At 53.9% G+C, this 12,298-nt stretch carries 17 protein-coding genes; 6 read left to right on the top strand and 11 right to left on the bottom strand.

The annotated features are described in order from the left end of the window. Together VL688_05565 and VL688_05570 are read right to left on the bottom strand one after the other, a co-directional pair. On the bottom strand, window positions 1-719 hold a 719-nt coding region (locus tag VL688_05565), incomplete at its 3' end, for a DUF6178 family protein (GenBank protein HTL47513.1). A gap of 319 nt (window positions 720-1,038) precedes the next feature. Further along, window positions 1,039-1,551 carry a YaeQ family protein gene (locus VL688_05570; protein ID HTL47514.1) on the bottom strand — a complete coding sequence of 171 codons (513 nt, stop codon included), beginning with the start codon at window positions 1,549-1,551 and terminating at the stop codon, window positions 1,039-1,041. A gap of 449 nt (window positions 1,552-2,000) precedes the next feature. Between VL688_05570 and VL688_05575 the strand changes: the two genes are divergently transcribed. Further along, entirely contained in the window at window positions 2,001-2,204 is a 204-nt protein-coding gene (locus tag VL688_05575; protein ID HTL47515.1) for a cold shock domain-containing protein, read from the top strand. Between the two features lie 308 nt (window positions 2,205-2,512). Beyond that, a complete protein-coding gene (locus VL688_05580) occupies window positions 2,513-2,725 on the top strand; it encodes a hypothetical protein (protein ID HTL47516.1) in 213 nt (70 codons plus the stop codon). Window positions 2,726-2,767: 42 nt separating this feature from the next. Here the strand turns inward: VL688_05580 and VL688_05585 are convergent, their stop codons facing one another. The 3 genes from VL688_05585 to nagZ are packed head-to-tail and all read right to left on the bottom strand — an operon-like array spanning window position 2,768 to window position 5,200. Beyond that, the gene (locus VL688_05585; GenBank protein ID HTL47517.1) at window positions 2,768-3,253 is read right to left on the bottom strand and encodes an acyl-CoA thioesterase; all 486 of its coding nucleotides are present in this window, start codon (window positions 3,251-3,253) and stop codon (window positions 2,768-2,770) included. Then, window positions 3,231-3,614, bottom strand: coding sequence for a GIY-YIG nuclease family protein (locus VL688_05590; protein HTL47518.1), 384 nt, complete (start codon window positions 3,612-3,614; stop codon window positions 3,231-3,233). Before VL688_05590 ends, VL688_05585 begins: the two co-directional genes overlap by 23 nt. 47 nt (window positions 3,615-3,661) lie before the next feature. Then, the gene (nagZ, locus tag VL688_05595; protein ID HTL47519.1) at window positions 3,662-5,200 is read right to left on the bottom strand and encodes a beta-N-acetylhexosaminidase; all 1,539 of its coding nucleotides are present in this window, start codon (window positions 5,198-5,200) and stop codon (window positions 3,662-3,664) included. Window positions 5,201-5,350: 150 nt separating this feature from the next. Here nagZ and murQ point away from each other — a divergent pair, with 150 nt between their 5' ends. The 3 genes from murQ to VL688_05610 are packed head-to-tail and all read left to right on the top strand — an operon-like array spanning window position 5,351 to window position 9,043. Next, on the top strand, window positions 5,351-6,247 hold the full coding sequence (gene murQ, locus VL688_05600) for an N-acetylmuramic acid 6-phosphate etherase (protein ID HTL47520.1): 897 nt from the start codon (window positions 5,351-5,353) through the stop codon (window positions 6,245-6,247). After that, on the top strand, window positions 6,247-7,353 hold the full coding sequence (locus VL688_05605) for an anhydro-N-acetylmuramic acid kinase (GenBank protein ID HTL47521.1): 1,107 nt from the start codon (window positions 6,247-6,249) through the stop codon (window positions 7,351-7,353). Before murQ ends, VL688_05605 begins: the two co-directional genes overlap by 1 nt. Beyond that, window positions 7,340-9,043: a sodium:solute symporter family protein gene (locus VL688_05610; protein HTL47522.1), complete on the top strand. Its 1,704-nt coding sequence runs from the start codon at window positions 7,340-7,342 to the stop codon at window positions 9,041-9,043. Before VL688_05605 ends, VL688_05610 begins: the two co-directional genes overlap by 14 nt. Here the strand turns inward: VL688_05610 and VL688_05615 are convergent, their stop codons facing one another. Then, complete coding sequence (locus VL688_05615; protein HTL47523.1) at window positions 9,044-9,331, bottom strand: hypothetical protein; 288 nt, start codon at window positions 9,329-9,331, stop codon at window positions 9,044-9,046. It lies immediately after the preceding gene. A 239-nt stretch (window positions 9,332-9,570) separates the two neighbouring features. Between VL688_05615 and VL688_05620 the strand changes: the two genes are divergently transcribed. After that, entirely contained in the window at window positions 9,571-10,167 is a 597-nt protein-coding gene (locus VL688_05620) for a tetratricopeptide repeat protein (GenBank protein ID HTL47524.1), read from the top strand. A gap of 3 nt (window positions 10,168-10,170) precedes the next feature. Here VL688_05620 and VL688_05625 read toward each other — a convergent pair whose 3' ends face one another. Genes VL688_05625 through VL688_05645 form a run of 5 tightly spaced genes read right to left on the bottom strand, consistent with a single transcriptional unit; the run spans window position 10,171 to window position 12,262 of the window. Then, on the bottom strand, window positions 10,171-10,749 hold the full coding sequence (locus VL688_05625) for a hypothetical protein (GenBank protein ID HTL47525.1): 579 nt from the start codon (window positions 10,747-10,749) through the stop codon (window positions 10,171-10,173). A gap of 4 nt (window positions 10,750-10,753) precedes the next feature. After that, a complete protein-coding gene (locus VL688_05630; GenBank protein HTL47526.1) occupies window positions 10,754-10,927 on the bottom strand; it encodes a hypothetical protein in 174 nt (57 codons plus the stop codon). A gap of 28 nt (window positions 10,928-10,955) precedes the next feature. After that, window positions 10,956-11,132 carry a hypothetical protein gene (locus VL688_05635; GenBank protein ID HTL47527.1) on the bottom strand — a complete coding sequence of 59 codons (177 nt, stop codon included), beginning with the start codon at window positions 11,130-11,132 and terminating at the stop codon, window positions 10,956-10,958. Next, window positions 11,129-11,773: a hypothetical protein gene (locus tag VL688_05640; protein ID HTL47528.1), complete on the bottom strand. Its 645-nt coding sequence runs from the start codon at window positions 11,771-11,773 to the stop codon at window positions 11,129-11,131. Before VL688_05640 ends, VL688_05635 begins: the two co-directional genes overlap by 4 nt. Before the next feature lie 15 nt (window positions 11,774-11,788). Beyond that, window positions 11,789-12,262: a hypothetical protein gene (locus VL688_05645; GenBank protein HTL47529.1), complete on the bottom strand. Its 474-nt coding sequence runs from the start codon at window positions 12,260-12,262 to the stop codon at window positions 11,789-11,791. Between the last annotated feature and the right edge of the window lie 36 nt (window positions 12,263-12,298).

Genomic DNA, 12,298 nt, shown 5'->3' on the forward strand with positions numbered 1-12,298 from the left:
TCTCTTTTCGCAGGAAAATGGTTGAAGGCATCGCGATCGAGAGGATTGTAGATAACGACGGCGGTCTCGTAATCGGGAAACCCTTGGTCGGAAAGCCGGACTTCGCGCTTGCGGTAAGCGGTTTCTTCCACCTCGTATTCCATTTCGCCCAATATGCCCTCTAAAATCGCGGCATAACGTCCCTTGTGATTTTCATACAAGACTTCAAAGGCGCGCCGCACGGTTTCGAAATTCTCTTCCTCGACGAGAATGTAATAAAGACGGTCCAAGGTAAAATAGGGCTGGTCCCCGAGTACTTCGTCGACGGCATACTCCCATTCCGGTTTTAAAACCCGCACAAACTTTTGAAAGCCTGCGACCAGGGCTTCAAAGTCCATCTCAAGAAGCCAGGAAAAAAGCTTTGCCTCGTCCGCCTGTCGCAAAATTTCCAGCCACTGGATAAAACCTTTGGGGCTTATTTGGTCCCGCTGCCAGCAGTCGATGTCAGAAATAAAAAAGAGCTGCCTCAAGTTGGCATAACGTATGACCTCAGAGCGCTCCTCGGGGTCCATTTCCCGCGTAATAAGGTAAAGCTCCTCATTGGATAACGCCTGGGTCAGTTTGAGTGGCTCATGAGCATGCAGGATAAGATCCCCACGTTCCTTGATGGAGCTCTTGGAAAAGACTTTCAGCTGCTCTTCGGGTCCTAGAGATTCGAAATCTTCGGTAGGTATGGTCACAAAATCACATTACTTGATTGGTTGCAGGATGATCTAAAGGCCTTATTTTACACTAGGCTGCACCGACGCCTTAAAAAAAAGGAGGTACCTGGATTAGAGGTACCTCCTTTGCCGTCCCTCCGGAGAAAAAGGGGGGAATCTCCGTAGGGATCTGAAACCTTTTTCACCGTTTAGGGGAAAAGCACTCTGTCTAATTGTGGTGAAAGGGTAACATGGGAGAAAGTGGATTTCAAGGGAGTTAATAATATTTTTTAATAAGTTATAACTAATTAATTTTATTGAAGTTACACTTTTTAAATATATTAAAATAAGTATTTTGCTAATGAAGGAGGTTGGATTCGAAGACAAGATCGTTTAAAGCTACGCCGATGGCCGATTCAGAGATGGGATAAAGCGTGACCTGATTGGTGCGGTTGAGCGCGGCTGCAATGCCGGAAACAAACCCATTTTCGAAAGCAAGAAACTCAACTCCTTGGACATCATCCGCTTTTTTTTGCAAAAGAGATTTAAACTGTTTCAATTCTGCTTCGGTCGTCTTCAGAAAAATGAGGCGGCCGCGGCGCATTTTTTTTGTGACATTCTGGGCTTTGAGAATGCTCACATACCCGCAATCGATCCAAAGGAGCGGTTCCCCCCTATCCCCCGTCACGACAAGATCGGGTTTGTAATGCATGCCTACGTCCACTTCGATTTGCAGCTTGGGATCATAGAACAGAATGTAGGCAAGCATCTTCAAAACGACATGCTCACGCAACTCGCTGTCCTCTTTGACGAGGATCATCTTTTTATGGAATTTTTTAAATTGGATATCCAGCGTAAATTTTTCAATCATGCCAGGATTTTATAAGAAAGGCGCGGGAAATACGAATATCTTAGAGGATGGGAAATTACAGTAAGAACCGTAGCCCCGCTAGATGTCGTTTTGCCCCCGCACCTGAACAGGGCTACGGTCTTACCATAAGGAAGAACGTCGTCATCCTTGCAAGTCAGATGCCAAATGGAGCCTTCGCTCTTAAAATCATAACACCATAAAAATCAAAGACTTAGAATTTACGAGCTAAGATTTCAGGGGCTTCGGCGACAGAATTGTGCGGGTGGAGACGCTTTTGTTGCCTCGGCGTCGTTCTCAATAATTATATTTGACATTGAAAAGGTCGGGCGTATACTACGGAACAAACAAGCTAGGTGTGAAGCTTTAGGGTTATACAACCGCAAGTTTTGATAGCTTGCGGTTTTTTTATCGAAGGCTGCCTGTTGTTTCACAAGAAAGGAACATGCAAGATGCCCCAAGGAACTGTTAAGTGGTTCGATAATAAAAAAGGTTATGGTTTTATCACGCCTCAGGGAAGCGGCAAAGATGTGTTCGTCCATCACACCGCGATCCAGGGGGATGGATTCAAAACCCTTAACGAAGGTGACTCGGTCGAATTTGAAATCGTTCCCGGTCCCAAAGGCGACCAGGCCGCTAACGTCGTTAAACGTTAAGCCTCAATCGTCCAACGAATCCCCCACTTCGAAAAAACGAGTGGGGGATTTGTTTTTATAAAAATTAAAGCAGAGAGAAGCAAATGTTGTTCACGAAGATTAAACTCCATTATCCGCGCTTTGTAAAAACCATGGCGATTGCCATGGCATGGGAAACGTCCATGTGTTCCCATGAAAGCGTCGTGGGTTTAAGGAGGTCTTCGGAGATTTAGCAGGCAACAAAATAGGCAACCTTAAGCCCACGACTGAGAAATCGGTCGTGGGCTTTTTTTTTGATTTTTTTCACAACAACCCAACAAGGAGGGGTTATGAAACCGCAGTACATAGAAAAACCCAGGAACAGATTTGCGTTCAAAAGGAACAAGGATCCGGTCAAGTTGACGGCCCTCTTGTACCTGAAGGAAGCCTTACAGGGAGAGCGCTACGAGGAATGCGCCGAGTTTATCGCTACGGCTCAGGAATTCGGCGCGACTCAGCGGGAAATTCAAAATCTCCTCGAAGATCCGCGGAGGATTCCTTAAATGACGGGAGAAAACGACGGAATGTGTCCGGAAAAACGAGGGTCAGGAGGATATGGGGGGTTTGCCTATCGATTCTTTGGCGATTCTTCTTCGTATCTCTCCTGCCCTCATCCGTCTCTTTTCTTCTTCGGTTTCGGCGATGAGGCGGGGAACCTCTTTGGGTTTACCCGTCACAGGATCCAGATTGACCATCGTAAAGTAACAGGAATTCGTGTGCCGCTTGCGGCCCGTCTTCAAATTCTCAGCGACGATTTTGATGCCGATTTCCATCGAGCTTCTCCCGACGTAATTCACGGAAGCCAGAAAAGTCACGAGCTCGCCAATGAGGATAGGTTCGTGGAAATCCACGCGGTCGACGGATACCGTCACGCAATTCGGGTCCGAATGCCGGGACGCGCAGACATACGCCACGCTGTCCGCAATCGATAAGATCGTCCCGCCATAAATCGTGCCGCCGAGATTGGCGTGCTGCGGCATCATCAGCTGGTTCATTTCGGTTTTGGAATCACTTACTTTTTTTGCGGTCACTTTTCTTTCTCCGCTTTTCTTTTTTGTTCTTTACGGAAGATTTGGGCAATGCCTCCCCGACAACAAGCCTTTCCTTGAATTTCTTGGAATAAGCTTTCACTTCGCATTCGCGGACAAGGGCCCGGGCACGTCCGCCACAAGGTTCCTGATAAAGAAGCTCGACGGGAAGGCGCGTCCGCGTGTAGCGCGAGGCTTTTCCTTTCTGATGCATCTGAAGACGGCGGTCCATGTTTTTGGTCACTCCCGTGTAGAGAGAGCCGTCGTTGCAGCGCAGGATGTACAGCGTCCAGGGATCCTCCGCCACGGTACCCCGGTCTTTTTCCAGCATCTTATAGATCATCTTCTTATAGGTAGAATGCATACGGTTCTTTTATCGGATTTATCCGGACAAATTTGATGCACGGAAAACTACGCGCGTGCTTTGTGGGGGGCCGCGCCGGCGCCCAGGAGCACATCCAAAGCTGCCGCAATTTGGGCGTGCCGGAATCCAAAAGCGTGGGCATACAGAATTCCGGAACCGAGAAATTCATGGTCATAGGGATTTCGGAGGAAAAGGACTTCCAACCCCCGGACCTTGGCCTGGAGGCTTTCGAGGAGCCGGCGATTGCCCGGGAAAAGATGCGCGTCAAAACAAAAGAAAAGTACGCGTCCGCCTGAAACTTTTTCGAGACATTCCCGGACCTGGCCTTCATCGGGATCCAAAGGAAGTAAAACCGTCGTTTTAGGCATGATGCCGTGTCTTGCGAGGAGTTCCGCCACGCATTTTGCATCGTTCTCTAGTTCAGGTTCGAGTGCAAACTTGACGCCGATCTCGGAAAGCCGGGGAAAGATTACCGTGACTTCTCGTGCATTCTCTTCCCTGCTCCTGGACGGCGGATTTCCCTTGGCGACCCCTTCACGGGCGATTTTTTCAGCCAGGGTTTTTCCGTCTTTTTCGGGCAAGGGAATTCCCTGTAAAAAACGCTCGGGCCGGAGTTTTTTAAGCGCTTCTATTCTTGCGGCGCTTTTTTCCAGCTCCTCGGAATCCAGCCTGCCGTCTTCATAAGCTTTTTTGAGCTCATGAAATGCCTCGCGCTGATCTTTGGCGCTGGAACAAATGAGAATCACGTCATGGCCGGCCGCGGCCGTCTGCACTGCGGCTTCCGCCACGCTGCCGCGTTGGCGAAGCGCGCCCATCTCGAGGTCATCGCTCAATATCAAACCCCGATAACCGAGTTCCTTCCTTAAATAATCGTGGATGATTTTTCTGGAAAAGGTAGCTGGAATGTTTTGCGGGTCGAGATTGGGATACACGGGATGCGAGGACATTACCGAATGGACTCCGGCCTGAAACGCCGCGAGGAAGGGCTTCAGATGGATTTTTTTCATTTCCTCCCACGTCGTCGGCAGAACGGGAAGGCCCAGATGCGCGTCCAGCGGCGACTGCCCTTGTCCCGGAAAATGCTTTGCGCATGCGGAGACCCCGGCTTCCTGCATTGCGGCAATGCGGGCGGCGCCGAGGCGCGCTGTAAGGTCCGGATTCCGTCCGTAAGAACGGATGCCGATGTTCGGGCTGTGAACTTCCGTCAGAACGTCGAGAGTTGGGGCAAGATTCAGGTCAATTCCCAGGCGCCGGAGTTCCAAAGCCTCGATGCGCCCCTGTTCCCGCACGTACTTTTCGCGGCCCGCATAGCCGGCCGCCAGATTATCGGGAAAAAAGGTAATGCCTTCCTTCAAATGGATGACGCGCCCGCCCTCATGGTCCACAGCGATGAGAAGCTTCCGCTGCAAGGCGCCTTCGAGCGAAGCAAGAAAAGTGCGAAGCTGCTCCGTGGAATGGAAATTCCTGCGGAAAAGGATCAAACCTCCCGCGAAGGTTTCGCGGAAAAGGGCGACAAGCTCGGGCGTCACCTCCTGCCCGGCAACGCCGATCATCAAAGTCTGGCCGATACGTTCTTCCAGTTTCATCGCGGCGATTTTATCACAATTGCCGCGGGCATCCTATCTCCCGGTCCCGGATCGGACCGGGACTGAGAAAACCGTTTCGGCGTAAAGCCGGAATCGCTGCCGGTCCCCGTTGTCACGGCGGCTCCTAATATGTTATGCTCCCTCACTTCTATGAAAAAAATCGACTACGCCAAATTGCTGACCGAGCAGCGCAACCCGCGCACGCGGAACCTGGACCGGCTCGACACCGCAGGAATTCTCCGGCTCATGCACCATGAAGACATGAGCGTTCCACGCGCGGTGTGGAAAGTGCGCAAGCAGGTCGCGCGCGGGGTGGACATGGTCGTGGCGGCCGTACGGGCCAAAGGCCGCGTTTTCTTCGCCGGCGCCGGCACGAGCGGAAGGCTCGGAGTGCTCGAGGCGGCTGAATGCCCGCCGACGTTCAACACGCCGCCGGGTCTCTTCCAGGCCGTCATCGCGGGCGGTAAAAAGGCCGTGTTCCGTTCCCAGGAAGGCGCGGAAGACCGCGAACAGGAAGCCTTCCGCATTTTTTCCAAAAAACTGCGCCGGGGAGATCTTGTCATCGGCATTGCGGCCAGCGGCGTCACGCCTTTCGTGCGCGGGGCCCTGCGAGCCGCGCGCAAAAAGCAGAACAAGACGATTCTCGTCTCCTGCAACAAGAAAACACTTCCCCGCGAACTTGTCGACTGCCTCATCGTTCCGGAAACCGGCCCTGAAGTCATTTCCGGATCCACGCGCCTCAAAGCGGGAACGGCGACGAAACTTGTCTTGAACATGCTCACCGCAGCCTCGATGGTCCGCCTCGGAAAAGTCTATGAAAACTGGATGGTCGACCTCCAGCCCAAGTCCAAAAAGCTGCGCAGCCGCGCCCTCCGGATCATCCAGCATCTCGGCGAAGTCTCGCCGCGCGAGGCCGAAAACTGCCTCGCCGAGTCGCGCAGGAATGTAAAAGTGGCGATTCTCATGGCGAAGAAAGGCTGGGATTACGAACAGGCCCGTTCCCGTCTGAAAGAAACCGCGGGCTTTCTCGGCAAGGCCCTGTCCTGATGGGGAAACTCGCGCTGGGGCTCATGTCCGGCACCTCCGCAGACGGAGTTTCTGTCGCGGCCGGAAGCTTTGGCGGCGATTTCAAAATTTACGGGTACGAAACCTACGATTTTCCTCCCGCTCTCGCGCTTCAAATCAAGCGAGCCCGTTCGCTTAAGATTGACGAGTTCTCGCGGCTGAACGTTTCCCTCGGAAAATTCTTCGGGCGGTGCGCGCTTTCTTTCATCACGAAAAACAAATTAAGCCGTTCACGGATCGCGGTCATCGGCTCTCACGGACAAACCCTCTACCATGGACCCGCGGACAATCCCCCTAACACCCTGCAGGCCGGCGAACCGAGCGAAATCGCGGAGATCACCGGCCTTCCCGTGGTCGCGGACTTCCGGCCCCGTGACATCGCGGCAGGCGGCGAGGGAGCCCCGCTCATTCCTTTCTTCGACCAGTTCTTTTTCGGCAAGGGGCGGCCACGCGCCTTGCAAAACATTGGCGGAATCGGAAACGTTTCGCTTGTCGGGAAACCGGTACGGCCGCTGGCCTTTGATACGGGGCCGGGCAATTGCCTGATGGATTTGGCAGCCGCAAGATTTTCGCGCGGGAAGAGTTCCTGCGATCGAAACGGCATTCTCGCTTCACGCGGGAAAGTGGATTTCAAAGCCGTGAACGAAATGATGCGCCATCCTTTCTTCCGCCGGAAGCCTCCCAAATCCACGGGACTGGAACTTTTCAATGAACGTTTCGTCCCCGCGCGCCTGTGGCGCCAGGAGAGAGAAGACTGCCTGGCGACGCTGACGTATTTCACGGCGCATGCGATCCGCCAAAGCTATGAGGCATTTCTTCCCCGCGGCGTCGCGGAAGTCATCGTGAGCGGCGGCGGCGCTTTCAACAAGACGCTGATGAAATTTCTCCGACAACTCCTCGCGCCCGTACCCGTCCGGTCCATCGCCGACTACGGCATGCACCCGCAGGCCAAAGAACCTCTGGCATTTGCTTTTTTTGCGTGGGAAGCGATCCACGGCAGAATCAATCATTTTCCCGCAGGGACGGGAGCTCAAAAAACGCGCGTGCTGGGAAAAATCATTCCGGGAGGACGTGGTGCATCTCATTGATTGGCTTGTCATCCTCGTTTATACCGTCATTACTCTGGGGCTGGGCTTTCTTCTAACCCGAAAAGCTTCCAAGGGCATTGAGTCTTATTTTGCTTCGGACCGCAAACTCGCATGGTGGCTGGCGGGAACCTCCATGGCAGCCACGGCATTTTCTTCGGATACTCCCCTTCTTGTCACGGGTATCGTGAGAAGAAAAGGCATCTGGGGCAACTGGGAAATATGGGCGCTGGCGATCAGCACCATGTTTTCCGTTTTCTTCTTTTCGCGGCTGTGGAAACGCGCTGGCGTCCTGACCGAAGTCGAGCTCGTGGAATTACGCTACAGCGGCAAGCCCGCGGCTTTTCTGCGCGGCTTCAAGGCGATTTACTGGGGCATGATTTACAACGCCTTCATCATGGGGGCCTGGCCCATGACCGGACTCGTCAAAGTGATGCAGGAGACGACGGACTGGTCCAAAGTCACTTCGATCATTTTTTGCATGGCCATCACCATGATCTATTGCCATTTTTCCGGCTACTGGGGCGTGGTGGTTACGGACTTTTTTCAGTACATCACGGCCATGGCGGGCGCCATTCTGCTGGCTTTCTATGCGGTCCACGCGGCCGGCGGCATGCAGGCCATGCTTCATCAATTGAGCCCGGAAAAGCTTATGATCATCCCGCCGGCTTCGGGACATGCGCCTCTAGAATACCTGCAGTCCCCTTTCGGATGGTTTCTCGCTCTTCTTACGATCCAGTGGTGGGCCTGGAAAAATACGGACGGCGGCGGCATCCTGGTCCAGAGAATCGCCTCCTGCAAAAACGAGCGCCATGCGGTGCTGGCCACGCTGTGGTTCAACATCGCGCAGTATGCGCTGCGGTCCTGGCCCTGGATCATTACCGCGCTTGCCTCGCTCGTCCTTATCCCGGACCTGGCGGACCATGAGCGCGCTTATCCCCGCTTGATCGCCATGCTGCTTCCCACGGGCCTGAAAGGCATGATGATCGCTTCATTCTTTGCCGCCTTCATGTCGACCATGAGCACGCATCTGAACTGGGGGGCTTCCTATTTCGTGAATGATTTTTACAAGCGTTTCATACGTCCCGAAGCCTCGGAGAAACATCTGGTGACCGTCGCGCGCCTGGCCCAGATATTTCTCGCCTGCGCGGCCATGGGCGTGGCTTTTTTTACAAGCAGCATTTCCGGCGTTTTCACGTTTGTCCTGAACCTGAGCGCGGCCATCGGCCCGGTTTATCTTCTGCGGTGGTTTTGGTGGCGGACCAATGCCTGGAGCGAAGTCCTGGCGCTGGCTTCAAGCCTTCCGGTGATTTTGCTGCGGCCGCACTTTTTCCACGCGCTCGGAGTTCCGGAAAATCTGGCCTTTGATCTCCTCTTCATGATCCTGGGCAGCGCGGCGGTCTGGCTGCCGGTGACTTTGATGACGGCGCCCGCCCCTGACGATCAGCTGCGGCTCTTTTACGCAAAAGTCCGTCCCCCCGGGTTCTGGTCCCGATTTGCGCAGGAAACGGAAGCCGCGAGCGAATGGACTGAAGCTCTCAAAGTTTGGGGGATTTCGACGGCCGCGATCCTGCTCGTCACGATCGGGCCCTTGAAGCTGCTGCTCGGTCAAATACTGAGCGGCGCGCTTTTGACGGGATCCGCCGTAATCTTGTGGATCTACGTCGGAACCAAACTGCAGGAAAAGAAATAATTACAAATACCCTCTTAGGATCCGCCACGCGTTTTGCCGTAAAGCCATAAGATCGGAACGCAGGTCCGGCTGTTCACCTGCGATCAAATCTTCAAAATCCTTTTGCGGAAGATCGAGCGACGCGACCGCGGCCATGGTGCGCCGGTCCGTTTCCGAACGAAGCGTTCCCATGATTTCCCCGGTGCTTCTCCCGTCGACAAAGCGGAGGCGCACGAATTCGGCGATCCTGTTAAGGGCCCTACGGAACGAAGATCGGTGCTTTTTGGGGTGTCCCTCTTTTTTCTTCATGATTCCCTCTTTCAGAATTCGAACTTACTAAAGCTTAATAGAAAGGTACTTCCCCCTTATTGAGGGAACAAGTGCTTCTTACTAGCAACAGATAGCCTGCTATCCTTTGACAATTTTTTGATGAAATTGATTCAATTTATTTTTGAATGCTTTTCTTGAATTTCGCCCATTTTGAGGTTAGTTTTGTTAGTACTAATTGTCACCACCTCAAACGAGACGGCTAATAAAGGGAATCCTTCATGAAAACGATGCATGCGCGAAACGTCCTCATTCTCATTACCGGGTTACTATTGGCGGGATGCGGCGGCCAGGTAGACCCCGCGGCATCGGTGAAAACGCCCAATTCGCTGGAAGCGGCCATGTCGCTTTTAAATCAGGGAAAAACCCTGGAAGCCGTGGGCAACCTTACGGAAATCATCAAAGCGGATCCGAACAATGCCGAAGCGTTCCGGATGATGGGCGATATCTTTTTCGCGAAAAACGAGATTCAGCGGGCGGAATCGTTCTACATGCGTGCGGTGGAACTGAACACGCCGAACGGCGCGGTGTACGACAGCCTCGGGCAGCTCTACATTAAAAAGGGAGACGCGCCGGGCGCGGTGCAGTTTTTTCTCAAGGCCGCCGAAAAATCTCCGAATCTTCCCGACCCTTACTATCACCTTGGCGTGCTCGCGCTGGCTTCGAAGGAAACCGAGGCCGCCATCAACTTCTTCAAGAAAGCTTTGGCCGTGGATCCGAACCATCAGCCGACGCTCGTGATGGTGGCGCAATTGGAAGAAGCGGCCAAAAAAGTGGAAGCCGCCGGTGGCCAGCAGCAACAGCCGCCGCAGCAGTAACCCTCAGGAATCGGTCAACTCCGGCAGAAGGATCACTCGCAGAGTCTCGCTATTTTCGTTCCGGAAGAATTTGGTCTCGAATTCCGATTTGCGCCCCCCCACTTCCACGGGCTCACCCGGCGGCACTTGGTAGGTGGCAGCCAGCCGGCTGACCGCGACAACGCCTTTCCCTTCCTCGGTCTGATAAGAAATTCCCGGTACGACCTCGATTTGGATCACGGCTCCCTCCACTTTAGGGTGAAGCAGGAGAACCGATTCCACTCCGCTGAGCGGGACGGAGCTGGCGAGATAGCCTTCCTTTTTGAGATAACCCTCATACCATTCAGGCTCTGCGGTTTTGGAAAGGGGAAGTTTTATCTCCTCGCCTTCTTTGACCTGGAAGAAAAGCATGGCGTCCGGCGGTTGAGGCTTAGAAGACGCGGGCGCGTCCGGAGCGCCGACCGGTTCCATGATTTTGATTTTGGCGACGAGCTGGATTTTTTCGCCGGCTGCGCGGCAAGGAGAGGAATAGAAAAAGACCGCGCAAAAGACGGCGGCCAGCAGGCCTGCGGAAAAGTATTTTTTTGCCGCATCAAGAGACATGAATCTACCGTCCCGACAGCTTGGCAAAACAGCCGCAGGCAATCAGGCCTGTTCCTACGATATAGATGTTGATGGCCTGGAACTCAAAAACCGCCGCCTGGTGCAAGAACCTGCCGATGACGCTCGCAATGCACACCACGATCCCCAGCACTCCGATAAAATTTCCGATGTGTTTCATGGAAGCCTTCCTTTCGAGAAAGGGTTGTTTAGGCCTTTTTGACCGTCATGCGGGCCTGGCTTTTTTCCCGTAGGCGGCGTTCATGTTCGACGGCGGCGCGGAGATCCAGGGCTTCCGCCAGAGGATCGTAATTCCGGTCGTAGGCCACCGTCTCTTCGGCATTGTCTTTTTCATGAATGGGCTGGATGCTGTTTTTCGTTTTCACGTTTCCTCCCGTTTGCTTTTTAAGCCTTGGACTGCCGCGAGCTTCTCCTTCAAAAAAAATTGCTCCAAAATGTCATGCGCCTGCACGAGGACCGGCTCGCCGTCCCCGACCAGAATGATCTCAAAAAAAAGCGCCCGGAGCCGTTCCAATCCGAGCCGCGCTTTGGCGGCATCCTTGTATTTTGCCGCCGGAAGCAGATTGAGCCGCCCCGCGGGCACGCCGATAAGCGCATCGCCCAGAATCAAAAGGCCGCGGTTCCGCGCGTAAAAAGCACATTCGCCCGGCGATTTCTGGTCCGGCAAATGCAGCACTTCCAGGCCGCAGGCCAGCCTTTCGCCTTCCCTGAAAACGTGATCCGGCGCTTCCTTCAGAAACGGTTTGTCCTTTTCGTGGATCGCGACAGGTATTTTCCAATCGCGCCGCAAGTCATAGGCCGTGCGCTCATGATCTTTGTTGGTCAGATAAATGGCTTGGAAAGGCCCCAGCGCTTCCACCTGCCCGCGCTCCTCGTCCGACATCACCGCGGGATCGACGAGGACTCTCTCCTGGCCCGCGGCCAACACGGTTCCGTTGAACGCGTAGCCTTTTTCGGGAGACCTCCACGACCACGTCCAGACGTCTTTGACGATTTGCCTGAGCACGGCAAGCTCCGGTTCTCAGCCCGCGGCGGCCGGGACAAGGGGCGCGAAAACATGACTGCCATTTTCCAGTTCCCAGCGCCTTTTGCCTTTGTGTTCGAGATAAAGGGACCTTAGGGAAGCGATGAGACCGCCATTTTCCTCGCGGATCCAGGGAAACGTGCTGCCCGACGATCTGAGATTTTTCTTCTTGTCGCAGGGATAGCCCAGGAGGATCGTGTCCCCTTCGTTCAAATCCAGGCCTTCGGGCTTGCGGATGATTTTTTTTACCTGATACTTTGCCTCGCAGCGGCAGGCAAGATGCGCCAGGGATTTGGCGCCGCAAAAAGATTCGCTTCCGGATTTCAAATAAGTGAGCTCGGCCTCGACATCCACACGCTTGACATAGCCCTGGACCCAGGAATCGTAAACCGCCGAAGGCACCGCAGCCTGCGCGCCGGCAGGAAGAACGAGAAGGATGGAGAGCATCGCAAGAAAACCACGGCGTTTCATTTTTCCTCCCTGGGATGGGCCGATCGATCCGCGGGT

The organism is Verrucomicrobiia bacterium (genome assembly GCA_035495615.1).
Lineage (GTDB): Bacteria > Omnitrophota > Omnitrophia > Omnitrophales > Aquincolibacteriaceae > DATJFP01.